Origin of the sequence: Kitasatospora sp. NPDC002040 (genome assembly GCF_040296785.1) — a bacterium.
GTDB lineage: Bacteria > Actinomycetota > Actinomycetes > Streptomycetales > Streptomycetaceae > Kitasatospora.
The window spans coordinates 26949-49960 of the sequence record NZ_JBEOXV010000014.1 but is presented as its reverse complement, the minus strand read 5'-3'; the positions used below and the strand labels follow the sequence as shown (position 1 = coordinate 49960).

Here is a 23012-nt window from a genome sequence, read left to right as displayed (position 1 = left end):
CTGCGGAAATGAGGTCGAGCCGCGGCTCGGCACCGTCAGGAAGGGGCATGGCTGCAGGTTCTGCGCAGGGCAGGTGGTCCCGGTCAAGACCGCCGTCGCCCGGATGCGCGTGGCGGGCCTTGAACCCCTCGACCCGTTCATCGGCTCCACGAAGCCTTGGCGCTGCCAGTGCACCACCTGCGGCGGCATCGTCACCCCCTCCTACCACTCGGTGAACTCCAACAACGCCGGCTGCCTGCTCTGCGGTCGTGAGCGGACCGCCGCCGCACTCCGACTCGACCCCGATGCCGCCGTCGACGTGATGCGGGCCGGCGGGTACGAGCCGCTGTCGCCCTACCCGGGATCTGGCACGCCGTGGCCGTGCCGGTGCCGCTCGTGCAACAGTGTCGGCACCCCCACGCTCGACAACGTCCGCCAGGGCTACGGCTGCATGGCGTGCGGCCGCGAGCGCACCGTGGCCGCGCACCGCCTCGACCCGGACCAGGCCACCCAGGTGATGCGTGAAGGCGGCTTCGAGCCCCTTGCTCCCTACCCGGGAGCGCTCGCGCCGTGGCGGTGCCGGTGCACGACCTGCGGGCGGGAGTCCGACCCGATGTACGCCTCGGTCAGCCAGGGCAGCGGCTGCCGCTACTGCGGCCGGCACACCGTCGTCCCCGCCGAGGCAGCGGAGTTCATGCTCTCCCGGGGCCTGGAGCCCCTGACGCCCTACCCCGGCTCGATCCTCCCCTGGCCGTGCCGCTGCACCGAGTGCGGAACCACCACCACCAAGGTCTCGTACCACGCCTACGCCACCTCACCGGCCCGCCGGGGCTGCGTCGACTGCGCCCACCGCCGCCGCGGCCTGGGCCGCCGCTTCGACGAACAGCTCGCAATCACGATCATGCACGAGAACGGGTTCACGCCGAAGGCAGACTTCAGCGGCAAGTTCCGGCCCTGGCTCAGCCAGTGCCACGTGTGCGAGCGCGACAGCAACCCCTCACTGGCCGGGGTGATGGACGGGAAACGCTGCAACTACTGCTCGGGGCACTGGGTCGCCCCTGAGGAGGCCGCCGACCTGATGCGCGAAGAGGGCTTCGAACCGCACGGCCCCTACCCAGGCGCCATGCAACCCTGGACCGCCACCTGCCAGGAGTGCGGCAAGCAGAGCACCCCCACCTACAGCAACGTCCGCTCCGGCTACGGCTGCCGGTTCTGCGCCGAGCACGGCTTCGACCACAACGCACCCAGCACTGTGTACGTGATGACCAACCACGAGCTCGGCGCCGTCAAGATCGGCATCGGCGGCCTGCACACCCGCCGCAGCCGCACCGAACAGCACCTCAGGCACGGCTGGCACCTCGACAGCACCCACGACACTCCGACCGGCGACATCGCCTACCGCATCGAGCAGGCCGTGCTGCGCCACCTCAAGCAGGAACTGGGCCTGCTGCACTTCGTGCGCCAGGAGCAGATGCCCCAGGGCGGCTACACCGAGACCTTCGACCGCGGAGTCGTCAGCTCGGTGGAGCTCCGGCAGCTGGTCCTCCTTGAAGCCGCACTGATCAGCGAGCACACCGACGAGGCGTAGCCGCTTCTGGGGGTCTGGGCGCTGCCCGGCCGTCGGCACGGGCCGGGCAGCGCGCGGTGGCAGGATGCGGTTCCAGCTCCTCGCTCACCGGGATGCCTGTGCTGCGGTTGATGATGTTGACGAGGTCGCGGGCCTTGGGAACGCTCTGCCAGCGGCGCTGGCGATGGCGGCGCAGCGCGGCCTAGTTCGCCAGCACCCTGCTGGACCTCATTGCCGAGAAGCGCACACCGTAGAGCCCCCTTGCACGGCGGGGCGCAGCGTTCCCCTCGGCCTACTCGGATTCTTCTGCTTCTGCGGGGATCGTCCAACGCAGCAGGGTGGTGGTGCCGCGCTGTTCCAGGGTGACTGCGTAGACCTGGTTCCAGGCTCGTTCGCCGTGGTGACGCATGGAGTGGTCGCCGGGATCCCAGCCCAGGCCCAGGACCTGGCATTCGTCGATCTCGATCTGTCCGGCGAGCAGGGGGTGAGTCTGGCCGGCCCGGTCGAGGAGGTGGAAGTGGGTGTGCGCGTCCACGGCGACCACCAGGCCGATTCGGGGCCCTTCCGCCAGCCAGTTCTGGAGCTGACTGGCGAACTCGTGGGCTTCGTGCAGGGGGAGGTCGAGGCGCCCGTAAGGTCCCTCGACCTCGTGCCGGGGTGTCCGTTCGCCGCCGAAGCGGGCGTGGGCGTCGTCCTCGTACTTCCCCCAGTATGTGACGTCGGCGAGTCCGTCGATCGACTCGCCCGGCAGCCCGACGAACGAGTCGAGGGCGCGGGCGTCCCCGAGGACCATGCCGCACCGGTCGATCGGCAGGTCACCGAGTCGGATCGGTTCTCCGTCGGGGTTGCCCGGCCAAGGCACGCCGAGGTCGACCTCCAGGACCGTGACGACGGGCCCGTCGTACGACTCCCCCGTTTCGGCGCGCACCTTCAGCGGCCCGTCGGCAGCGGCCGATACCGCGACCGCCTCGCAGAACCAGTCCCGGCTCGGGCCGTCCGCGGGCTCGTGGAGGTGGCCGCCACCTTGCTTCGCGGCGGCCAGTGCCCGCACGGACAACGGGTCGCCGAGCCCGGACCAGTGATCGATCCAGCCGCCCATGCCCAGGACCAGCACACCAGACGGCGCGGTGACGACTCCCAGGTCGACAGAGGTTTCACTCATCCGCTGATTCAACCAAGGCGGACTGTCACTGACAGCAACGGGACCCCTGATCGCCAACTATGACTAAGGATCCGACTCACTTCCGCAAGAGCTCATCGGAAGTACAGGTGTCGTCCGGATCGGCAGAGAGGCAGATATTATAGCCTTCTTTATCGCGCTGCACTGCAACTTCGAGGTCGCATGAGGATTCAGTCGGATCACGGTGAAGATCAGCAGAGATCGTTAGAGAATTTCCCTCTTGGGCATCGACGGAGGGCGAAAGCACGCTGGGATCGTGACCCGGCACATAGAATCGCCACGTTCCGGACTGCAGGGTCGGCGGGCAACTGCCGTAGGGTAGCGCCCTATCCAACCCGACAGCCGACACGCGATGATCCGTCGCGAATTCCATACGAGCCCCCTTTGAGTTGGACCAGCTGCCCACTAGATCAGCAGCCCGGATCTCCGCCGCATCCCCTCCGCTATTCGCGCACCCAGTGGAACCCAGTCCAACCGTCAGGGCCACCGCAACCACCCGAGTAGTCCACATGTACTTAGCCATACTGATCACCCTCCGATGCCGAAAAAGCATCATCCCTCGACTAGATGGATGGATCGTTCACCCCAGCTAAATTGGCCCTTGATGAGGTAGTCACCCGGGACGTAGAGCTCACCGAAGTGCGCTCGTGGAACATGCGCCCCCCGTGGAACTATTTTGATGACAGAGTGCCAGTCCCAGTTATTCTCAATTCGATATTTAATGTCTACACACCTGAACCCATTTGGCGCAGTCCCAATAGGGACAACGTGGCCATGGAGTGGGAATGATCCGATGGCGGCACCGGCGTAGTTACTTGCCCCGCCCCATTGGTGAAAGTGCCGGCCAGATCCATGGGAGCCCCCATGAGCGCACCCATGCCGAGTGGGCCTATTCCCTTATGCCGGCAAGGTCGCTAGCGTTGATCAGCACCTCATCCGGCCGACCTCCGCCCAGAGCCCCGCAGCCCGGCACCGCCGCAACCATGGACCCGACCACCAGTAGCCAGGTCACAATCCGCGCGCTGTGCAGCCGTCGGTCGGCCGTTGCCGTGCTGTCCATGTGATGCGTTCTTCCCGCCGCGCGCACAACGAAGTACCGCTCCGCCCGCTTGATGGGCCAGCGACCGGCCGAACGCCCCCATCATGACACTATATTGAACGCGTTCAATACAGTGGGTGCCGGAAGGCTCAGTGACTCGCGCCGAGCCGGGTACCGTAGCTGCACCTGCCATCCAGCTTCGCCAGTGATCGCCAGGACATTGACTAACAGTCAACAGCCCCGGCTGCCTCGGTGCGTGCCCCGGTCACCGACCTGGGTGCGCAGGGAGGTGGACGAGATGGTCCCTGCCTCCCTCGCCGGCGAGCGCGGCAGCCCGTTCCGCCGCTGAAGACCGCCGCCGAGGTGACCGGGTGAAGGCCGCAAGAGCCGGTGGGCCCAGGAGGTTCGGTGGCCGAACCTGTGCCAGGGCCGGCCACCAGCAGCACCGCACCGGGGCCGGCGGTGACGGGTCTGGTGCGGAGGACCGGGAGCGAAATGGGGGCATCGCTCAGACGGTCCAACGACGCTGCGCGCGATCGGCAACAGCCCACCGTACGGTCCGCCCACGGTGCGCGACGGACCCGTCCGGTGCGCCGTTGGTCGGGCTTACCCCCTGGGCAGAAGGTGGCTGACAGGCCAGCCCGCGCCCGGAGGCACTCAGCCGACGAACCCTTCCCAGTCGCCGGCGAACCGGTGGACCGGACCACTGCGCAGCGGGATCTCGTGGGTCATGTGGTACTCGCTGGCGAGGAGTGCGGCGAGGAAGGCGGCGAGCCCGCCGTCGAAGACGTCCCAGACCTCGTTCTCGCCGAACCAGACGACGACCGGCCAGCGGTTTGGGTCGGGGTCCTGTGTCAGCCAGAAGTAGTAGTTCCCGAAGGTGTCCCCGCCCCAGGACAGTAGCCCGCCCGGTTCCGGGAACATCGGGTGCGGGGGCTCGGGGGCGATCTCGGGGAACCGGGGCTCCTCGTGGAACTGTTCCGCCTGGTCGTAGGCGTCCGCCGTCATCGCGAGGAAGCCCGCGAAGCCCTCCCCGTAGAAGCCGCTGCGGGTGGGGCCGCTGACCAACAGGTCCTCGTGGATCCGGATCGAGCCGTAGGTGTCGATCAGCCAGCGGTAGTCCGCCGGGAACCGGAGACCGGGATGGGCGTCAGCGGCGCTCTCCCACGGCACCTGGGCAGGCCGGCGGGTCGGAGGGCCCAGCAGTTCGCCGAGGCGGCTCATGCTCGTGTCCACGGTCAGACCGCCGGGAGGTGGTCGGCGACCAGGGCGGCAAAGTCCTCGGGGGTGAGGACGCGGATGCCGAGCTCCTCGGCCTTGGCCCGCTTGGAGCCCGCCTTCTCCCCCGCGACCAGCAGAGTGGTGCGCTTCGAGACGCTGCCGGAGGCCTTGCCGCCAGCGCGCTCGATCAGTTCGTTCATCTCGTTCCGGGAGAGCTCGGCCAGGTCACCCGTCATGCTGCCGGTGACCACCACGGCCTCCCCCGCCAGCGGCCCGCCCTCGCCCCGGTCAGCCGTCTCGTTCCCGGCCGCGCCGGAGATGGGGCGCTGAGGCTCGGAGACCTCGGTGCCGACCTGCTGGGCCGTCAGCTTGTCCAGCAGCGGGGCGAGTTCGAGCAGCTCTGCCGCGACCACCCTGGCCTTCTCCGTGCCGATCCCCGGCACTTCGGCCAGCGCTTCGGCGTCGGCGGCGCGGATCGTGGCCATGCTGCCGAAGTGGGCGGCGATGCGGCGGGACATGGTGCGGCCGGTGCCCCGGACGCCGAGGGCGCAGAACACCCGGTTCAGCGGCTGGCTGCGGGCGGTCTCCAGAGCGGCGAGCAGGTTGTCGGCGGACGTCTCTCCCATCCGCTCCAGGGTGAGGAGCTGGTCCCGGGTCAGGGTGAAGAGGTCGGCGATGTCGGCCACCAGGCCGGACTCGACGAGCTGGATCGCCCGGGTGCCGCCGAGGCCCTCGATGTCGAGCTGGTCGCGGCCGGCCGCGTAGATGACCGAGGCCACCGCCTGGCAGTTGCGCCCCCGGACGCAGCGCCAGCGCTGCTCGGAGCGGTCGATCTCGTCACCGCAGCGCGGGCAGACCTCGGGGAAGACGACCGGTGTCTCGGCGCCGGTGCGCTGGTCAGCGAGCGGAGCCTCCACTCTCGGGATGACGTCGCCGGCACGGTAGACGTAGCAAAGATCCCCGACCATCAGGCCGCGGCGGGTGATGTCCGCCGGATTGTGCAGGGTCGCGTACGTCACCGTGACGCCGTCGATCACCACCGGCTCCAGGACCGCGCGCGGAGCGATGATCCCGGTGCGGCCCACGTTCCACTCCACCTCCAGCAGGCGCGTCACCTTGTGCTCGGCCGCCAACTTCCGCGCAACCGCCCACCTGGGGGCCCGCGAGCCGTTCCCCGCCTGCTCCTGGTCAGCGGCAGCGTCAGCCTTCACCACCACACCGTCGATGCCGAACGGCAGCGCGCTGCGCAGCGCGGTGATCTCCTCGATCCGCTGCTGCACCTGCTCGACCGTCTCGCAGCGCACCGGTGCGGCTGCCGTGGTGGCCGCGGTGTTGGCGCCGAGGGCGGCCAGGGCCTCCAGCAGGGCGCTGTGGCCGAGGCCGTCGAGGCCGATCGCGCTGTAGGCGAAGAAGGTGAGCATGATCTGGTACGGGCGGTCCTTCGCCCGCAGGGTGCCGGCCGCGCCGCTGCGCGGGTGGACGAACGGGGACGCCTCGTGAGCGAGGCGGATCCGGTTCGCCTCCTCGAACTGGACGGTCGTCAGCAGCACCTCGCCGCGCAGCTCGACGTCGACCGGCTCGGTCAGGACGGCGGGCAGGCCGAGGATCGCGTCGGCGGCGTGGGTGATGTCCTCGCCGGCCAGGCCGTCGCCCCGGGTGAGCATCCGCACCAGCTTGCCGCCCTCGTACCGGGCGGCGACCGCGAGTCCGTCGAGCTTGGGTTCCACGCACCAGGCCGCGACCGGGCGGCCCAGGCGCCGCTCCAGACCGGCCGCCCAGTCGGCGAGCTCGGTGGCGTCGAAGACATTGTCCAGCGACAGCATCGGCACCGAGTGCGGGACGTCGCCGCTGACCGCACCGCCCGCGACCTTGCCGCTGGGCGAGTGCGACAGCACCTCGTCCGGGTGGGCCTGCTCGTACGCGGTGATGGCGCGCAGCAGCGCGTCGTACTCGTCGTCGCCCAGCGGCGTGGAGCCATCGGTGTAGTACGCGGCGGAGGCGCTCACGGCGGTGGCCACGGCAGTGGCGTAGGCGGCAGGAGTTGCCAGCTCAGCGGGGGTCGTCATGAAGGTATTCTCCCGTCCTGCACTGACACATTGCGGCTGTTGGGAGACGGCGTCCGGCACCGGCGGTTCCACCCGCTCGGGCGAGGTGGCTACGCCGATCACAGTGTCCGCGGAGGGAGCAGCCGGGGAGCCAGCACGGTGCCACGGCGCCCGACCGGCGAGCCCTGGAGCAAGCGGGTGCCGACCTCCCCGCGATCATGGACGTCACCGCACATGAGGCGGACCTCAGGTCCTGACCTGCAGATTTGTTAGCAGCCATGCCTGGAGGCGGGAAGGATCTGATGGAATGACCGATGTGGCAATCCCCTCGCAGCTCCACCGCGCTGAGTTCATGCGGCTCTCGGGTCTTCTCGTACCGGCCGAGCTTGCAGCCGACATGCTGGTGACCTGGGACGCGAACGAGTCGGGCCTCGCGGTCGAGGAACTCGTCAACTACATGTCCGACCACCACACGCCGCTGCTGCGAGCCGACCGTGCGGTCGTACTGGAGTTGGCCGATGCTGTTGACGTGTCCGAGCGGGCCGTGCCCGCGCTGCGGTGGTGTCCGGATCTGGAGTCCGAGGACGTGTGGTGGCATGAGATCGAAGGCATGCCCCGTGCCTCGGCTGTCGCAGGCGAGCTCGCGAAGGAGATCGCACCGGGGCACATTCTCCACGGGAGCTTGCTGACTCCCTGGCTGGAGTGCGGGGCCTGCGATGACGTACTCGTCCGGCTCGACGATGAGATCGCCCGGACTGGAAGGACCCCGTATCAGGTTGCCGTTGTCCACCTGGGATGGTCACGGCAGGCTGAGACGCCGCCCTGGCCGACCACCTTCGTCTTCGACCAGGTGCTCGATGCCTTGGACCGGCTTGAGTCCTGCTTCCGAGGCACTGCAGTCACAGAGGCACCTCGAATCTGAGCTGATGGACACCGGGTCCCACGGCTGCGGGGTGCACCGACAAGTTCTCCCTGCTCCCAGAGTGCGAGCCGGATCTCCAGCACCAGGGCGGTGGCGGGTTCGGCGGCTCTGGCGTTGACCCGCAGGCGGATGGCACCTTCGTGCTCGGGCAGCCCGTAGGCCCGCCTCGCGGCGAGCGGGCGCAGCAGCTGCAGCGCCGCGGACCACATCTCCTCGGGCCCCCGGTTCTCCAGTTCGCTGGTCAGCCATCGGCCGGCGTCCGGTTCTGCCGTTGCGACGAGGTCCTTAGCCGCGGCGCCGACCAGGTCGTGCAGGGGGAGATCTGTGGTGCCTATCCGTGGACGCTACCTCGGGAGTACGCCGGCACCGGGATGCTCAGTAGAAGAAGCAGTAGAGGTTGCCTCCGGTGGCCACTGCGGTTTCTGCGAGCTGGGCAACGGCTCGCACGAGGGCTGGGACGTCATCCTTGGTCATTTCGTCGCCGTCTTCGGAGCGGAGCCTCTCGGCCCAGCGGGCGGCAAGCTCCTCCAGTTCCTCGGGGCTGGCGCCAGCGAGCGAGCGAGTCAACCTGGGTGGGAGGGCGAACACTCCGGTGCCGTCATGGGCCAGTGGCACGATCCACCGCAGTGCCGCAGGTGTCGACGGCTCCTGGCGCCGCCAGAAGGCCAGCCTGCGTCGTGGGGGATCCGGCAGTGGGCCGAGAAAGTAGAGGTCCCATTCCTCGACCGCGCAGGGTGCGGAGAACCACTCGCCCGTCACCGAGGCGAACCGGTCCAGGTTGCGGACCCGTGCTACGGCGGCGCTGCGGTCGTCAGGAGCGAGGAAGAACGCTATATCGGGTGCCATCGCGCCATGATGGCAGCTCTCGATCCCGGTGCCGGGCTGACCCGGGCCGTCGCCATACCGCCTTCGAAACTTGCGTGCCCCGATCCAATCGGCACACCAGGCCCTCCGCCCCGGCCCGGCGCAGCCCATCGCTCAGCGCCGGCCACCAGACCGACCGCAGCCGCTCCTCCCCCTGCACCTGCTGCCCGATCCCGTGCACACACACCAACCGCGCCACAACACCCACCCCCACGAAGCGAGACCACCCCACCGGCCGCAAGGTCTCCACAGCTACCAGCCCGCACCGATCCCGTCAGCCGAACCCTGACATCCGCCCACCGCCCCCCGGTCCCACCACACACCGGAACAGACACCGCGCTGGCCTCTATATCGACATCCACGTGCAGGTTCGCGTGGCTGGCGCTCCGGGGTTTCGCGAAACCACGCGCTTCCGCCCGGACGGACAACAAGTCCTCGCTCCTACTCGCGCTGACCGGCGGCACCCTTTTCGCGGGCGCGACCGCGCTCGGCAAGGCACCCACGATCGCGCTCGCCCTTGCCACCGTCGGGATCACGGCGGCCGCCGCCAGCGCCCTCCTGGCGCTCTTGGCCGTCTCGCCCCGCCTCGACCCCAGCCCTAGCAACGGCTTCGCCCGCTGGGCGGTCAGCACCCCTGAGCAGATCCGCGAAGACCTAGCCGTCGAAGACCACCGCCCCGCCCACCTCCACCCCCTCAGCGTGCTGTGCGAGCGCAAGATGCGGATGCTCCAGTGGGCCTGCCGCTGCGCCGCCGTCGCCGTGCTCACCGTCTCCGCCGCCGCCGCCGTCCTCCCCGCCGCCCGCTGACCGGCGCCACCTGCCCCCCGTGGGCCTGATGGACACCGCCCGTTCCACCGCACGCGAGAGCATCGCCGACCTGCTCGCCTCCGGCCGCACCGCCGGTGAGGCCGACGTGAGCGGCACCATCGTCCGGATCGACGTCCGGATCGACGTCCGGACGACCCAGGCCGAGCACGACTGGGCCCGAGTCACCCTCGACGACGGCACCGGCCAGTTCGCCAACCCGATCCCGAGCCTGGAGCAGCTGGCCGCTGACGCGGCCCACGACGCCGCACACCGCGCCGCCTCTAGCGCTGCCCGCCTCCCACGCGGTAGGGGCAACGAGACGGGAGCGCCAGCGCCGCTGTTGGTCAGCTGATGGCGGCTTGCTATTCGGCGACGGTGCCGGAGAGGTGGTAGGCGGTGGAGGTGGCGACGCCGAGGGCAGCGAGCAGGTCGAGCGCGGCGGTGAGGGGCGGGGCTCCGGCCGTGCGAGCGGCGGCAAGGTGGACGGGGAGGCGGCCGGCGGCGATCAGGGCTGTCCACTGGGTGGCGGAGAGGGCGAGGTAGTGCAGGCCGGGGAGGTCGGCCAGCAACGCCAAGTCCGACGTGGCGCAAGAGGATAGGTCGAGGGAGCGCAGCGCGGGGAGGGTACGCAGCGGGGCGAGGTCGATCGGGGTCTCGGAGTCGACGGCGAGTGAGGTGAGGTGCGGGTGGCCGGTGAGCGGGGTGAGGTTGGCCTCGGCGGCGAGGCCGACGGCCAGATCCTGGATGGGGAGTGCTGCCACGGGCGACAGGTCGGTGGTGGCGCAGCGGTTGAGGTGCAGGCGCCGCAGCTGCGGGGTGGCGGAGAGCGGGCCAAGGTCGACGGGTGACGGGGCGTCATTGAGGTGAACCGCCTGGACGCCCGGCGCGAGCCGGTCGTCCAGCGCGGAGACCACCAACTGGCACGACCCGTTCCCGGACTGCTGCGGGGCGTGCGGATCGGGCTGGCCCAGAGCCTGGCCGAGCCAGGCGGTGACAGAAGAAGCCACGTAGCGCGGACCGTGGTTGAAGTCCCGGCCGACCTCGATCACCTGACCAGGACGGCCGTTCGTGGCCGGCGCGAGGTCGACGGCGAAGTAGTTGCCGTCGAACCAGGTGGCGAACGGGAGCCAGCCTGGATGCCCCGAGCTGCGGCGCACCGTGTTCGGAGGGTCGGCGTCGAAGATGACCTGGCTCCAGCCGAGATGCCAGCCGAACCAGGTCGGGACGCCGATGTACTCGTCACGTGCGGCCAGCGCCGAGTCGAGCGACAGCCAGCAGTACCCGTCCAGTGCCTCGCTGCCGCCGTCCCCGTCGGCCTCTAGGTACAGCGCGCGCAGGTCTGCGGGGAGTGCCTGCCCGAGGCGGAGCTCCGCGGCGGCGAGCTGTCCCTCGGTGACGGGCGCCGGCATCTGCGGTTCCGTGCTGGAGCGTTCGGCGTGCTGCCGGAGTATGGCCCGCAGCCGCTCGACCGCCTCCGTCGGGTCCCCGGCGGGGGAAAGCTCGGACGGTTCTGCGCCGTCGGCCGTGCCCGGTTCGGACGGCCGGAAGTCGGGGTCGAGAGTCAGTGTCCAGCCGTCCTCGCGGCGGCCCTCGGGCTCCAGCGTGTCCCGGAACACCACCAGCTCGAAGGCACCGGACGGTCGGCAGATCAACTCCAGGGCGATGGCCTCCCAGCCGTGGCTGTCCCGGAACCGGGACGCCAGGGAGGCGAGGCTCTCGTGCGGGGACGGCATGCTGAAGTATGAGCCCGGACGGCTTGGCACCACGTACCCGCTGCCGTACATGCCAGTGCCCCTCCTGCCCCCGTGCGCCCGCAGCACGCACTCCGTCCAGCCTTCTGGCGCCTGCGCGACGATCTCCGCCGTGATCTGCCGTGCCGCCTGTTCCACCGTCAGGTCCATGCCTGTCCCCTCGTCCGTGCTGTTCGGATGATCATGTCAGCAGGCTGCGACAGAGCGATCGGCAGTCGGCAGGCGCCGACGGGCCGCTGCTGCCGCCTCCGATCAGCCACGGCACTGCTCTGGGTGCCCACCGCCCCGCAGGGCTCGCCAGCGCCAGCTCGGCGAACCTTCTCGGTCCCTGTTGCCACCGGCGACGGCCTCGGCCGTTCCGAAGAAGAAGCCGTAGTCCTCGACCGGCCAGACATCCGCGACCTCCGCCTCGTACTCCAGCTGCCAGGGGTACGGGTTGTTCTCCTCGCCCTCCTCCCCGAACCAGAAGACGGCGCGGCGCTTCTGGCCGTACTTGGTGGGCCCGATCGGCTCGTCCGAGACGAGATCGCCCTCGGGCAGGTCATCGGGGAATCCGGCCTCCTGCAGCTCGGCCACGGTGAAGGTGCGGGTGAGGGGTACTGCGCTGGGGCGGTCGTTCAACGGTGTCCTTCCAAGGCGGAGCCGGGGGCGCCGCACCGCTCAGCGGGCGGGCGGGCGGTGGCCAGCGATCGGTTGGCCAACCAGAGCAGGAATTCGGCGTACAGCAGGGCGGAGCGGCGGTCGTCGGGGTGCAGGGCCGCCAGATCCGGGAGCCCTTCGTCGGCCAGGCCGAGCAGCCAGTCCGGGCTGGTGCGCAGCGCGGTGGCCAGTCGCCTCAGTTCGAGGGCCTGGACGCCCCGGTGGGCGCTTTCGATCTTGCTGACCGCCGTGCGGGACACGCCGGCGGCTCGGGCGATGGTGTCCTGGGAGGCGCGGAGCGAGTGCCTGGCTGCCCGGATGCGGTCGGCCAGGGCGCGGCGTTCGTCGGCGTCGTCGCGGGGTGCGGGCCGTCGGCGTGCCGCACCGGGCGGGGCGGTCGGCACCGGGCTCTCCACCGAGGTGTCCGCGGGCGGGGTCACGAAGCGATCTCCAGTTGGGCGCGGGCGTCCTCGACCAGGACGTCGCCTGCGGCCTTCGCCCGCACGCGCAGGTGGCCGATCTCGGTGAGGGTGGGGGCGCCGCGCAGGGCGAAGGTGGCGGCAACGGCGGCTTCGGCCGCCGGGGTGAGAGCCGGGCAGATCATCCGCAGGGTCAGGCGCGGCGTGGTGAGGGCACTGCGGGTTTCGTGGACGGCCGGGGAGTGGTCCCGGTCGACCTGCTCGGGGTCGCGGGGGTTGAGCGCCAGCGCGCGTGCCCGGATGATCTGGGCACGGCGGTGGTCGTCGAGGGCACTCACCAGCGCGGTCACTGCCGCGAGGATCTCGGCTCGGCGGGCCTGGGCGTTCTGGTCCTGCTGCTGGGCGCGGGAGGCCCGCTGCTGCAGAAGGTGCCCGAGCAGGGTGCCGCCGAGCGCGGCGCCGGCGCCGACGAGTGCGGTGCCGATTGTGATGATCGCGGTGCTGTCCATGGGGTCCCCTCCGTGTACGGCTTCGATCGGATGTGCTGTGCGGGCGCGCGGTGCGGGCCGCCGTCGGCGGGCCTTGACCGTGGGCCGGTGTCAGCGCGGGGCGCTGGGAAGCCCGGTGGCAGCGGATAGATCGGTTTCGATGGCATCGGCGTAGTCGTCCAGGGACTGGCAGAGCCGGGCAGTGGTTTCCAGGTCCAGCGGCGCTCCCCCGCCCCGCCACGGCCTCCAGAGTTGGGCCATGCCCCTCACCAACGCGGTCACCTGATCAGCCGGGACCATCGACTAGTCGTCGACCTGGTGGACGGCCAGCTGGACCGGCTCCCCGTCGCCGTCCAAGGGCTGCCGGTACTCGTCCTCGACGAACGGCTGCCCGTCCGGCCTGCGGGGCAGCTGCGGCTTTCGGGGGGTCATGGCGCGGGCCAGCTGCTCCTTCCGCTCGGCGACGCGGGCGGCGGCCCGCGCGGCCAGCTCGGGGGTGATCGACGGCGACTCCGGGGGAACGGAGACGCCGCCAGCTGCGGCTTCGAGGCGGGCCCGCTCGGCTTCGACCACCAGCCGCTCCTCGACAGCGGCGGCGCCGTCCATCCACCCCTGGTCGTAGTCGTCGCTGGGGCCATCGAACATGGCCGACTCCGCGGCGCTGGCCGCCCAGTCGAGGACGTCGAACTCGTCCCGGGCGACGGCCGCCAAGGCGTAGTCGCGGGTGTGGCCGGCGTCCATGAGGTGCTGCGCCAGCAGGTACCGGCCGTAGCCGTTCATCGGGTCTGCCTCCAGTCGGGTGGGGCGGGGCTCAGCGGGTCGGTTCACTCGTGCGGTGCTGCTCGTACAGGGCGTCCAGGAGGCTGATCTGCTGGGTCGTCAGCTTCCCGGCCGTGCGGGCCTTGCCCTGCTTGCCCAGCCAGCTACCGGGGCGGAAGGTCGGGTCGGCCTCCCCGCCGGTGCGGTTCACCGGTCCGGCCAGCGTCCCGCCGTCCGCGAGGTAGGCGACCATGCGCCGGTAGGAGCGGTTGCAGTCCGGGTGCAGCCGCCATAGCGGGTCCAGCTCGTCGAGGAGCTTGGCCTGATGGGGGGTGAGATCGGCCTGACGTTGGTCACACAGAGGCGAACTCCTGGCTTGTCGGCGATGGTGTGAACGACCCGAATGTCACCGGCGCGTGTGCGGCCATGTGCATCTGGGCAGCGATCGAGCACAACTCGAGCATGCGAGAACTCGCGGACCTGCCGGTTGGCTGGGCTGCTGAGCGGGATGCGCCTGGCGCCCCCTGGCACCGGACTCCGTTCCAACGCTTGGACTAGACCCTCCCGTGCCAATCAGGCACGGAGCCAGATCACGAGGGCAGCTGCGGCGACAGTGCTGAGCTCCTTAGAAGTCATCTCATTTGGTGATTCTGCGATGGCAGATGGGGGTGGCGGCGATGGTGCCGAACGCTGCGAAGTGGGTGCCCTTGCGCTCGTAGCGGCGGTGGAGTCGACGGAAGCCGCCGAGCCAGGCGACAGTGCGCTCGATCACCCATCGGTGGCGGCCGAGGCGGGCCGAGGAGTCGACGCCTCGGCGGGCAATGCGGTGAGCGATCTTCCGTTGTCGCAGGTAGGAGCGGATGAAGCGGTGGTCGTAGGCTTTGTCGCCGTGCAGCTTTGCGGGCCGGCGTCGGCGCGGTCCGCGGCGTGAGCGGATCGGTGGGATCGCCTCGACGAGCGGGATCAGGGCCTGGCTGTCGTGCAGGTTGGCGCCGGAGACCGCGAGCGAGATGGGCAAACCAGTGCGTTCGGTGAGCAAGTGGATCTTCGACCCGAACTTGCCCCGATCGACAGGATTCGGACCCGTCAGGTCCCCTTTTTCGCGGCACGCATGTTCACCGAGTCGACCGCGCACCTGGACCAGTCCAGTTCGCCTCGCGCGCCGAGTTCGTCCAGGACCGGCCGGTAGAGCTTTGCCCAGACGCGGGCCGCGGTCCACTCCGCGAACCGGCGGTGGGCAGTCGGCCCGGACGGGCCAAAGCAGGGCGGTAGTTGGGCCCAGGTGCAGCCCGAGGTGGCGACGAACACGATCGCGGCCAGCACCCCCCGGTCCCCGTGGCGCCGTCGGCCGCCGCCCTGCGGCCGGGTTGGTGCTACCGGCACCACCCGCTGGCATAACTCCCACAACTCGTCCGGCACCAGGCGCTCCACGATCGTCACGCGAGCAGCCTACAAGCCCAAATGAGATGACTTATTAGTCCACGTCACTCTCCCGTCCGATGGCCTGGAGGCGGTTCTTGAGACGGTAGCTGTTGCCGTTGATCGACCTGGCTTTGTTCACCGAGAGCCGGGTTCGGGCAGCACGGCTCCTGTCTACGCCTGTCTGCCGACGTGCCCAACGCCGGCAGACGACCCAGCTCGTGGCGAGTCTCGGCACGCGTGCGATCATGCTGTTCGCCGACGGGGCAAGGAGGGGTGATGGCCAGCGTATGGGTGACGGTGTGTCTGCCGGCCGAGGCCGCAGGCGATATCGAAGGAGCGCTTGGAAAGGCCCTCGCGCCTTTCTATCTGGACACGGCTGACAACCCCGTCGACCGCGGCATGTGGGACACACGCCGCATCCGCGGAGGCAGCGACGGCACGGGTTTCGCTATCGCCCCCGGACACATGAGCGACCCCAGGCTCATCCACGACGACCCGAGGCACGACGGCTCGCTCCGTCCCAGCGTCCCGGGCGTCTGCGCCGGAGGACCGCGCGCTCTGCTCGATTTCTCGCAGCGGAACCTCGCCCACGAGCGCGCGGTCGCCGCGTCCTGGGACCTGTGGAACAGCCTGTCCGCCCTCCACCCTCCGGCCGTTCGCCTCGCAGTCTTCGTCGACCGCTGGCGCAATGATCCGGATGCATTCCCTGATGACCGATGGGGAGACGAGATGCTCTCCGCCTACCGGGACCAGCCGCTGATCAAGGCCTACCTCGACCACCCCTTCAGCCTCAACATGGGGTACCTGGGGTTCGTGGGCCCTGACGATCCGCTGGAGCACCCGGTGATCGGTTTCGACGGAACCCGTGCCGCGTACATCCGTGGGCTCACTGCGTCGAACCCGCAGAGCACGGACGTGCTCACGGTGGACGGTTGGTGGTTGGAGGGCGACGTCAACGCCGTCCACGCCTCCTGTGATCCTGACTCCTGCCCTCACGACCCTCCCACGCCCGCCGTCTGGAACGGCAGCGAGGCGTACCTTGCGAACCTTCCCGGCGACACCATCCTCGTCCGGCTCCACTGCCACGCCTGATGTCACAACCGGCAGGGTGGCGGTCACAATCCGCCGGCACCCAAGTCCGAGGCACGGCAGGCCCGCTGCCCGTCCCCGGCCAGCGCCCAGTACGCGGCCGGCAGGAACCGCTCCCCACCGAGCTGGGCTCGGGTCAGACCCCCTGGGCACGGTCCCAGGACTCCCGCCCTGGCCTGTCCGATGAGGTAGCGGATGCCCTGGTTGTCGTCAGGGTTGGTCCACAAGCTGTTGCTGAAGACCTCTACTGCCTTCCTCGCTTCTCCGAGCGCCACCAGGTCAGCCCGAGGCCGTGCAGCGCCTAGTGGAAGGGGCGGTTGTCCAGCTCCGACCATGCGCGAGGACACCAGCGAACGGGGGCGGCAGCGACAGTTCCACGACGGCGACCCCGGCCTGGTAGTAGCCCAGGGCCTCGGGCAGGGCATTGCTGTCGGCATCGGCCCGGTCGAACGCGTCGACGCCCAGGTGCGCGGTCTCGCGGGACTGCACCCAGCCGGCCAGCGGGTGGCCGGCCGGGTCGGCGGACGGGCTCAGGACCGCGGTGAGGACGCGGTCAGCGTCCATCGCCGCGCCGAATAGGGAGAGCAGGACGTGGTCGGCGCCGAGCAGGGACAGGTGGCGGCGCAGGGTCAGGAGGTCTCCGGTGCGGGTGTTGGCCGGGGGCGGCCGGACTCCCAGCCCTGGACACTGCCGACGTCGCGGCTGATGTCCTCGGCGAAGGCACTCTGGGTGCGCGGGATGTTCCCGCGGATCAGCCGCAGCAGGAAGCCGGACACGACTCCGGTCTCGGCCCGGCCTCGTCCTGCCGTCACCCGCCTCACCTTCCCGCGCCGGGCCGCGGCCGGCGCCACGCCTGAGCCTACCGTGACCAACTTCCTTGATCAGCAGAGACGTTGAGTGATTATCTGATCATAATTGGAGCTGCGGTCGCGGCCTCGGGGTTCAGGGGGGTGAGGCGGAGCGTCAGCTCCTGGAGCCGGCGGCCCGTAGTCGCGATGTCGTACCGGCGCGCGTTCTTCACGGCCGCCTCGGCCAGGGCCGCGCGCAGGCCGGTGTCCTGGCCCAGCTCGTCGAGCGCCCGGGCCAGTGAGTGCGGATCGCCGGGAACGTACGGTAGTCCGGCGCCGCCGAGGGTCTCCCGAACGCCGGGTAGGTCGGAGTAGGCGACGGGCAGTGCGTGGGCCTGGGCCTCGATGAGGACGAGCCCGAACGCCTCGATGCCCTTGGTGGTGAAGACGAAGGCATCGAAGCCCGGCAGCCGGGACCACAGTTCGCCGCGGGGCAGGAACGGCTCGAACACCACCCGGTCGCGGAGGCCCAGAGCGCGCGCCCGCCGCTCCAGGTCCCCGCGCAGGCTCCCTTCGCCGATCACCGTCAGGCGGTGCCGCTGGCCGGCCAGGGCGAGGGCCTCGATCACGGTCACCGTGGACTTGTTGTCGTCCAGGCGGCCGGCGTGCACCAGGGACAGGGGACCGGACCGGTGCGGCGGCCGGTCGCGCGCCCGGGCCCGCTCCAGTGGGATGCCCCAGGGGATCACGGTTAGCCGGTCAGTGAACCGGTGCCTGGTGAGGCGGTCAAGGCGGTCGGCGAGTGCGGGGGTGGGGGCGACGATCGCGGCGCTCGCGGCGGCGACCTCCTCCAGACGGGCCCGCTCGTCCGCGCTGCGTTCGGCCGCAATCACGTCAGGTCCGTGGGCGATGGAGACGACCGGAATGCGGACGGCGGCCCGGGTGAGGGCCAGGCTGAGGGCCAGGCCGGGGTACTGGGCGTGGATCGCGTCCGGCCTGACCTCCTCGATGAGCGCACGGACCTCGTCCGTCAGCTCCTCGACGTAGGCGTCGTAGGCCCGGCCGAGCGGGCACTTCACCGTGGACAGAGTGATCAGCTGGTCGAACGCGGCCACCCACTGCTGGGCGGCCGGCGTCCGGCCGAGGAAGACCGTCCGGGTGGCCGGCATCGCGCGGTAGAGGTCTCCGACGAGGACCATGCCCCCGGAGGTGGGCGCGCTGGGGCGGTTGACGCCGGTCAGGACGGTCAGAGGGCCGCCGGTCATGCCCGGCCCCCGTCCGCCGCCAGGCGCTGGGAGGGAGTCGGCACCCGCGCTCCTGGAACCGGCTCGCCTCGCGATCCGCCGGCTCCGGTTCCGCACTCGCGGGGCGGGGCCCACCATGCCGCCAGGTGCGACGTGAAGTCGGCCTCGACCTCGTCATCGGGGTGCAGATACCCCTGGCCGTCGATTCTCGCCGTCCACGCCCGGGCCGCCGATCTGGGATAGACCGGGTTGATGCCGATCTCGCCCTTCGGGAGAGTTCCGTTGAACGGGGTGGGAATTCCCTCCACGTTCCAGAAGTCCCACACCTCCAGTGCCTTCGCCTTCTCGAAGCAGTGGTAAAGCTGCGGGTAGCGGGGCAGGTACCGGATCTCGCGGAAGACCATCTGGCCGATCAGCCCCGGCGCAACCACCGCCAGCGGTCCGAGGCCGGCGCCCTCGAAGGCGACCCGCTCCGCGTCCTGCGTCGGGTGCAGCACGGTGACGGCGAGCAGGTGGGACAGCCGCCGCCGGACGTACTCGGCCGCCCCATCGGCGAGCGCCGGTTCGATGCCGCCGACGAGCTCGACAAGCCGGCGGTGGCCGGGGCGGAAGCGGGCCAGGTCGAAGAGCTGGTCCATCCCGTCGACGGCGGCGAAGGCCAAGCGCTTGAACAGCAGGGAATTCAGCTCGCCGTCCTGGGCGAAGGCCTTGGTCTCCGGTGTGGCGGAGTGGAGCATCAGGTACTCGGACACGACCTCGAAGTAGAGGTAGCCGAGGAACGGCACGTGCGCCACGGCGGCGGCGAGCCGGTCGACGAACGCGGGCGCCGCGCTGATGTGCCCGGTGGCGTTGCGCAGGGCGAGGTCGAGGAACGGGGCGGCAACGGCCAGGCCGGCCTGCACGGCGCGGTGGATCCGGTCGTTCTCGGCCGGGGTGAGGTAGCTCTGATATGCCCGGTAGGTGCGCAGGTGGATGGCGCCCAGGTGCAGGTAGTCGACGCCCTTGGGCGGGACGGGGGCGTCCGGGGTGACCTCGAAGATCATCGGTGTGCTGGAGGGCTTGGTCCGCAGCAGGTAGGCGCCGAGGTTGTGGGGGCGCAGCCCTTGGGGTCGGCTGGTGAGGGGTGAGCAGTACAGGGCTCCGACCAGGCAGCCGGTGGAGACGTGCAGCTGGTGGCTGGCGCGGATGGCGTCGAGGCCCCGGGTGACGTGCAGCAGGTGCAGCGGGCGGCCGCTGGCGAGTGCCTCGGTCATCGCGTTGGACCGCAGCAGCCAGCCGTTGGGGGCGGTGGTCTCCAGGTGGTCGCGCCAGTCGCTCTCGCTCTCCGCCAGGGATGAGGGAATCGGGCGTCGCGGGGGCGCCGTGTAATCGGTGTGGGCGTTTTCCCATTCGTCGCGCACATTTTCTCCCGGAATAGAGAATCAGACGGATGCCAGGGGAATTCAGAGGACTTCCACGTTCGGGCCGCGCAGCCGGTTTCGGCAGTCGAGGACGTAGCGCGCGTGCTTCTCGACCGCGGTGAGGTCGAACCGGTCGTGGTCCATGAGGAGCACCACGGCGTCCGAGGCCGCGAGCTCCTGCTCGGTCGCGTCCACCAGGGGTACGCCCAACGCGGTGGTGCCGTGGGGGAGGTTGGGTTCGGCTCCGCGGACCTGGGCGCCGAGGCCGGTGAGGAGCGCGGCGACGCGGGCGGCCGGCGACTCGCGCAGGTCCGTGGCGTTGATCTTGTAAGTCAGGCCGAGGAGCAGGACCCGGGCCCCGGCGACGGGCCGGCCGCGCCCCTTGAGCCCGTCCACCAGGCGCTGGACGACGTGGGCGGGCATCTGCCGGTTCACGTCGTTGGCCAGTTCGACGAACCGCAGCGGGGCGCCGAGCTCCTGCTGCACCTTCCAGGACAGGAAGGCGGGGTCGACTGGCAGGCAGTGACCACCGGCCCCGGGGCCCGGGGTGAAGCGCATGAAGCCGAAGGGCTTGGTCGCGGCGGCGTCGATCGCCTCCCACACGTTCACGCCCAGGGCGGCGGCGACCGTGGCCAGCTCGTTGACCAGAGAGATGTTGACCAGGCGGAAGGTGTTCTCGATCAGCTTGGCCAGCTCGGCCTCCCGTGTGCCCGACACCGGCACGGTGGTGTGGAGGATGCCGTCGTAGAAGCTCTTGATCACTTCGAGTGACGCGGCGTCGATCCCCGACACCAGCTTGGGCGTCCCCTCGAACGACCACCGCGTGCTTCCGGGGGCGATCCGCTCGGGGCTGAACCCGGCGAAGAAGTCGACGCCGCCCGTCAAGCCCGAGGCCTGCTCCAGTACCGGCAGCAGCAGCTCCTCCGTGGTTCCCGGGTAGGTCGTCGACTCCAGCACCACCGTCGCGCCCGGACGCAGGTGCCCGCCCAGGGTCCGGGCGCAGGCCTCGATGTAGGACACGTCGGGCACTCCGCCCCGCAGCGGGGTCGGCACGGTGATCACCGCGATGTCGAAGCCGGCCAGCGCGGCGTCGTCGGCGCTCGCCCGGTAGGCCCCGCAGCCGTTGACCGCGCGCAGCCGGGAGGAGGTCACGTCCTCCACGTACGACTCACCGGCGGTGAGCTGCTTGATACGGTGCTGGTCCACGTCGTAGCCGACGACGCGGTGGCCCACCTCGGCGGCGCGCACCGCGAGCGGCAGCCCGACGTAGCCCTGACCAGCGACGACAACGTCCATGACGACTCCAATTCGGGTGAGGAGCACTGCTGTGCCCCTGGTTTCTGTGGTGATGCCGGTCCACAACTCGGCGGCCACCCTCGGCGCGTCGGTGCGCTCCGTCCTCGCGCAGACTCACGCCGACGTTGAGCTCCTGGTCACCGACGACGCCTCCGGCGACGGCTCCATGGACCTGCTGCGGGATCTGGCCGGCGAGGACGAGCGGGTGCTCCCCGAAGCCGCGCCCGAGCAGGGCGGCGCCGCCCGGGCCCGCAACCTCGCCCTGGAGCGGGCACGCGGGGAGTTCGTCGCCTTCCTCGACAGCGACGACATGTGGCTGCCCCAGAAGCTGGAGCGGCAGCTCGCGTTCGCCGCCGAAGGCGACGCCCCGCTGACGTTCACCTCGTACTACAAGGTCGACGGCGACTACGAGGGCGAGGCCCGCGACTTCGTGCCGAACGGCCGGGTGATCAGGGCGCGCGAGCGAGTGACGTACCGGGACATGCTGGTGCAGGACCACATCGGGGCCCTGACCGCCATGTACTCCCGTGAACGGCTCGGCACGCGGCTGATGCCGGACATGCCCAAGCGGCAGGACTACGCGCTGTGGCTGGAGATCATGCGGGACGGGCACCCCGCCCGGGGCCTGCAGGAACCGCTGGCGGTCTACCGGGCCGGCCGGGCGGGGTCGCTGTCGTCCAACAAGCTCGACCTGGTCGAGCACAACTGGCGGCTGTACCGGGAGCACGAAGGGCTGGGGCTGGTCCGGTCGACCCGGGCTCTGGCCGGCGCGGCGTGGCACTCGGTGCGCAAGTCCCACATCTAGGCGGCCCCGGAAGCACCCGGCCCCGGATCAGCAGGGCGGCCCGCCGACTACGAGGCCGGCTCGGCACCGCCCCGGTCGCGCAGGAACAGCTGAAGCAGCAACCTCCGCTCCGCCTCCGGGACGTTCTCCTGCCCGCTCTGCAACGCCTCCCGGCCATGCAGGAAGCGCTGCTGATTGACGATCAGGTAGTCCCCGGCTTCGAGCATGTACCTCACCTGCCCCCGGACCAGCTCCTCCGCGAGCTCCCGGGCGGCGGCGGCGTGCTCGGTACCGAGCCGGGAGCGCTCCAGCATCTTGGCGGTGAAGCGGACGAACCCCTCCCCCGGTTCGGCCGCGCTGTCCAGGACTGGGAACGGCTTGCACTCCTCGCCGACTCCGTGCAGGTCGAAGAACGTGCCGTAGTGGTAGGCCGCCTCCGACAGCACGGCCCGCGTCTCCTGCGACAACCGGGCGAGGGCCGTGTGTGGGTCGGACAGGATGCTGGGGCCGCCGCCGAGCGGGTCGCGGCGCACGCACAGCAGCGTGGTGAAGTCCGGCGGCTGGGTGGCGTTGACCAGGTCCATGTGGAACGCGTTGTAGCCGATCCCGCTGGACTTCCCCGGGTCCTTGTCGGGCTTGACCCCGATGTCCTTCCACAGCGGCCACTTCGGGAACGGTGAGAAGGGGACGGCGACCTCGGCCGCGAAGGCGGTCGCCAGCCGCAGGAACGGCTCGCCCATCCCCATCGCCCGTGCGAGGCCGCCCAGGCGCAGCACGGCGTATCCACCCCCCTCGCCGGTCAGGGCGTGGCGCAGCGCCGAGACCGTCTCCTCGATCTGCGGGGTGGCCGAGAGGCCGGCTCGGTACTCGTCGATGGTGGAGCGCGACAGGAACGAGCCGTCCAGGTGCCAGGGCGGGAGCGAGTGGTCGAGCAGGGCGGCTTCGAGGCCGCTCGAAAGTTCGATGATCACGCGGAGCTTCCTTCTCTCGTGGGGTTGCCGGGTGCGGCTGGCGTCCGGCGCCGGAGGTGGTCCGGCAGGGATGGGCCAGCGGTGGGCGTGGCAGTGGATCGCTGCTACGCCTGTTCGCTGTCCGGACTCAAGGTAGGAACAGCGGCCGCTGGCGAGGACTCACCGGCAGTACGGGTTTCGCGGTCCCTTGGGTCCACCAGGGAACCGTTCAGGAGGGCGTCGAAGCGATGTCAGGTGAGCTGGAAAATCTGATGAAGAACCTCGGGCACCGGATTTTCCGAATCGCGGGCACTGTCGCTGAGCGTGCCTGAATCGCTACGGTCTGGGTGTACCTGTTG

The 23012-nt window shown here is 70.4% G+C and carries 23 protein-coding genes; 6 read left to right on the top strand and 17 right to left on the bottom strand.

Annotated features, from left to right (window positions below; all coding sequences use genetic code 11):
• Window positions 1-73 precede the first annotated feature (73 nt).
• Window positions 74-1567, top strand: coding sequence for a hypothetical protein (locus ABT118_RS25370; RefSeq protein WP_350673106.1), 1494 nt, complete (start codon window positions 74-76; stop codon window positions 1565-1567).
• Between the two features lie 271 nt (window positions 1568-1838).
• Here ABT118_RS25370 and ABT118_RS25365 read toward each other — a convergent pair whose 3' ends face one another.
• From ABT118_RS25365 to ligA, 3 genes are all read right to left on the bottom strand, one after another.
• The gene (locus ABT118_RS25365) at window positions 1839-2720 is read right to left on the bottom strand and encodes a hypothetical protein (RefSeq protein WP_350673104.1); all 882 of its coding nucleotides are present in this window, start codon (window positions 2718-2720) and stop codon (window positions 1839-1841) included.
• A gap of 1702 nt (window positions 2721-4422) precedes the next feature.
• Window positions 4423-4989, bottom strand: a complete 567-nt coding sequence (locus ABT118_RS25360; RefSeq protein WP_350673102.1) for an SMI1/KNR4 family protein — start codon at window positions 4987-4989, stop codon at window positions 4423-4425.
• A 14-nt stretch (window positions 4990-5003) separates the two neighbouring features.
• On the bottom strand, window positions 5004-7052 hold the full coding sequence (gene ligA, locus ABT118_RS25355) for an NAD-dependent DNA ligase LigA (RefSeq protein ID WP_350673099.1): 2049 nt from the start codon (window positions 7050-7052) through the stop codon (window positions 5004-5006).
• Window positions 7053-7338: 286 nt separating this feature from the next.
• Here ligA and ABT118_RS25350 point away from each other — a divergent pair, with 286 nt between their 5' ends.
• On the top strand, window positions 7339-7953 hold the full coding sequence (locus ABT118_RS25350) for a hypothetical protein (RefSeq protein WP_350673094.1): 615 nt from the start codon (window positions 7339-7341) through the stop codon (window positions 7951-7953).
• A gap of 375 nt (window positions 7954-8328) precedes the next feature.
• Here ABT118_RS25350 and ABT118_RS25345 read toward each other — a convergent pair whose 3' ends face one another.
• On the bottom strand, window positions 8329-8799 hold the full coding sequence (locus ABT118_RS25345; protein WP_350673092.1) for a hypothetical protein: 471 nt from the start codon (window positions 8797-8799) through the stop codon (window positions 8329-8331).
• A 6-nt stretch (window positions 8800-8805) separates the two neighbouring features.
• Between ABT118_RS25345 and ABT118_RS25340 the strand changes: the two genes are divergently transcribed.
• Both ABT118_RS25340 and ABT118_RS25335 read left to right on the top strand, forming a co-directional pair.
• Window positions 8806-9624, top strand: a complete 819-nt coding sequence (locus tag ABT118_RS25340) for a Pycsar system effector family protein (protein ID WP_350673090.1) — start codon at window positions 8806-8808, stop codon at window positions 9622-9624.
• 28 nt (window positions 9625-9652) lie between these two features.
• Window positions 9653-9976 (top strand): hypothetical protein, encoded by a 324-nt coding sequence (locus tag ABT118_RS25335; RefSeq protein ID WP_350673087.1) that lies wholly within the window; start codon window positions 9653-9655, stop codon window positions 9974-9976.
• A 10-nt stretch (window positions 9977-9986) separates the two neighbouring features.
• Here ABT118_RS25335 and ABT118_RS25330 read toward each other — a convergent pair whose 3' ends face one another.
• From ABT118_RS25330 to ABT118_RS25300, 7 genes are all read right to left on the bottom strand, one after another.
• A complete protein-coding gene (locus ABT118_RS25330; RefSeq protein ID WP_350673085.1) occupies window positions 9987-11357 on the bottom strand; it encodes an SMI1/KNR4 family protein in 1371 nt (456 codons plus the stop codon).
• Between the two features lie 270 nt (window positions 11358-11627).
• Entirely contained in the window at window positions 11628-11996 is a 369-nt protein-coding gene (locus tag ABT118_RS25325; protein WP_350673083.1) for a hypothetical protein, read from the bottom strand.
• The gene (locus tag ABT118_RS25320; protein WP_350673081.1) at window positions 11993-12454 is read right to left on the bottom strand and encodes a helix-turn-helix domain-containing protein; all 462 of its coding nucleotides are present in this window, start codon (window positions 12452-12454) and stop codon (window positions 11993-11995) included. Before ABT118_RS25320 ends, ABT118_RS25325 begins: the two co-directional genes overlap by 4 nt.
• Window positions 12451-12942, bottom strand: coding sequence for a plasmid transfer protein KilB (gene kilB / locus ABT118_RS25315; RefSeq protein ID WP_350673078.1), 492 nt, complete (start codon window positions 12940-12942; stop codon window positions 12451-12453). Before kilB ends, ABT118_RS25320 begins: the two co-directional genes overlap by 4 nt.
• A gap of 282 nt (window positions 12943-13224) precedes the next feature.
• Window positions 13225-13701 (bottom strand): hypothetical protein, encoded by a 477-nt coding sequence (locus ABT118_RS25310; RefSeq protein WP_350673077.1) that lies wholly within the window; start codon window positions 13699-13701, stop codon window positions 13225-13227.
• A gap of 31 nt (window positions 13702-13732) precedes the next feature.
• A complete protein-coding gene (locus tag ABT118_RS25305; RefSeq protein WP_350673075.1) occupies window positions 13733-13933 on the bottom strand; it encodes a helicase associated domain-containing protein in 201 nt (66 codons plus the stop codon).
• A 384-nt stretch (window positions 13934-14317) separates the two neighbouring features.
• Window positions 14318-15111 (bottom strand): IS5 family transposase gene (locus tag ABT118_RS25300; RefSeq protein WP_502884670.1). Its coding sequence is split into 2 segments (ribosomal slippage): window positions 14318-14778 and window positions 14778-15111, totalling 795 coding nucleotides; the frame shifts between segments, so codons are not numbered across the junction.
• A gap of 267 nt (window positions 15112-15378) precedes the next feature.
• Here ABT118_RS25300 and ABT118_RS25295 point away from each other — a divergent pair.
• The gene (locus ABT118_RS25295; protein WP_350673073.1) at window positions 15379-16194 is read left to right on the top strand and encodes a hypothetical protein; all 816 of its coding nucleotides are present in this window, start codon (window positions 15379-15381) and stop codon (window positions 16192-16194) included.
• Window positions 16195-16470: 276 nt separating this feature from the next.
• On the opposite strand, the gene ABT118_RS25290 is transcribed toward ABT118_RS25295, so the two are convergent.
• From ABT118_RS25290 to ABT118_RS25270, 5 genes are all read right to left on the bottom strand, one after another.
• Window positions 16471-16755 carry a hypothetical protein gene (locus tag ABT118_RS25290; RefSeq protein ID WP_350673072.1) on the bottom strand — a complete coding sequence of 95 codons (285 nt, stop codon included), beginning with the start codon at window positions 16753-16755 and terminating at the stop codon, window positions 16471-16473.
• A 65-nt stretch (window positions 16756-16820) separates the two neighbouring features.
• Entirely contained in the window at window positions 16821-17003 is a 183-nt protein-coding gene (locus ABT118_RS25285) for a helix-turn-helix domain-containing protein (RefSeq protein WP_350673070.1), read from the bottom strand.
• Window positions 17004-17092: 89 nt separating this feature from the next.
• Window positions 17093-18244: a glycosyltransferase family 4 protein gene (locus ABT118_RS25280; RefSeq protein WP_350673068.1), complete on the bottom strand. Its 1152-nt coding sequence runs from the start codon at window positions 18242-18244 to the stop codon at window positions 17093-17095.
• Window positions 18241-19623, bottom strand: coding sequence for a hypothetical protein (locus ABT118_RS25275; RefSeq protein ID WP_350673067.1), 1383 nt, complete (start codon window positions 19621-19623; stop codon window positions 18241-18243). The genes ABT118_RS25280 and ABT118_RS25275 overlap by 4 nt, the downstream gene beginning before the upstream one ends.
• Before the next feature lie 42 nt (window positions 19624-19665).
• The gene (locus ABT118_RS25270; RefSeq protein WP_350673064.1) at window positions 19666-20919 is read right to left on the bottom strand and encodes a nucleotide sugar dehydrogenase; all 1254 of its coding nucleotides are present in this window, start codon (window positions 20917-20919) and stop codon (window positions 19666-19668) included.
• Window positions 20920-20950: 31 nt separating this feature from the next.
• Here ABT118_RS25270 and ABT118_RS25265 point away from each other — a divergent pair, with 31 nt between their 5' ends.
• Window positions 20951-21724: a glycosyltransferase family 2 protein gene (locus ABT118_RS25265; RefSeq protein WP_350673060.1), complete on the top strand. Its 774-nt coding sequence runs from the start codon at window positions 20951-20953 to the stop codon at window positions 21722-21724.
• Window positions 21725-21771: 47 nt separating this feature from the next.
• Here the strand turns inward: ABT118_RS25265 and ABT118_RS25260 are convergent, their stop codons facing one another.
• On the bottom strand, window positions 21772-22674 hold the full coding sequence (locus ABT118_RS25260; protein WP_350673056.1) for a TauD/TfdA family dioxygenase: 903 nt from the start codon (window positions 22672-22674) through the stop codon (window positions 21772-21774).
• Window positions 22675-23012 lie beyond the last annotated feature (338 nt).

Coding starts and splice junctions, on each gene's coding strand:
- ABT118_RS25330 (WP_350673085.1), bottom strand. CDS start 11,357: ATGCCGTCCCCGCACGAGAGCCTCGCCTCCCTGGCGTCCCGGTTCCGG.
- ABT118_RS25270 (WP_350673064.1), bottom strand. CDS start 20,919: ATGGACGTTGTCGTCGCTGGTCAGGGCTACGTCGGGCTGCCGCTCGCG.
- ABT118_RS25335 (WP_350673087.1), top strand. CDS start 9,653: ATGGACACCGCCCGTTCCACCGCACGCGAGAGCATCGCCGACCTGCTC.
- ABT118_RS25360 (WP_350673102.1), bottom strand. CDS start 4,989: ATGAGCCGCCTCGGCGAACTGCTGGGCCCTCCGACCCGCCGGCCTGCC.
- kilB (WP_350673078.1), bottom strand. CDS start 12,942: ATGGACAGCACCGCGATCATCACAATCGGCACCGCACTCGTCGGCGCC.
- ABT118_RS25290 (WP_350673072.1), bottom strand. CDS start 16,755: ATGGACGCTGACCGCGTCCTCACCGCGGTCCTGAGCCCGTCCGCCGAC.
- ABT118_RS25340 (WP_350673090.1), top strand. CDS start 8,806: ATGATGGCAGCTCTCGATCCCGGTGCCGGGCTGACCCGGGCCGTCGCC.
- ABT118_RS25345 (WP_350673092.1), bottom strand. CDS start 8,799: ATGGCACCCGATATAGCGTTCTTCCTCGCTCCTGACGACCGCAGCGCC.
- ligA (WP_350673099.1), bottom strand. CDS start 7,052: ATGACGACCCCCGCTGAGCTGGCAACTCCTGCCGCCTACGCCACTGCC.
- ABT118_RS25280 (WP_350673068.1), bottom strand. CDS start 18,244: ATGACCGGCGGCCCTCTGACCGTCCTGACCGGCGTCAACCGCCCCAGC.
- ABT118_RS25310 (WP_350673077.1), bottom strand. CDS start 13,701: ATGAACGGCTACGGCCGGTACCTGCTGGCGCAGCACCTCATGGACGCC.
- ABT118_RS25350 (WP_350673094.1), top strand. CDS start 7,339: ATGACCGATGTGGCAATCCCCTCGCAGCTCCACCGCGCTGAGTTCATG.
- ABT118_RS25305 (WP_350673075.1), bottom strand. CDS start 13,933: ATGGTCGCCTACCTCGCGGACGGCGGGACGCTGGCCGGACCGGTGAAC.
- ABT118_RS25295 (WP_350673073.1), top strand. CDS start 15,379: ATGGCCAGCGTATGGGTGACGGTGTGTCTGCCGGCCGAGGCCGCAGGC.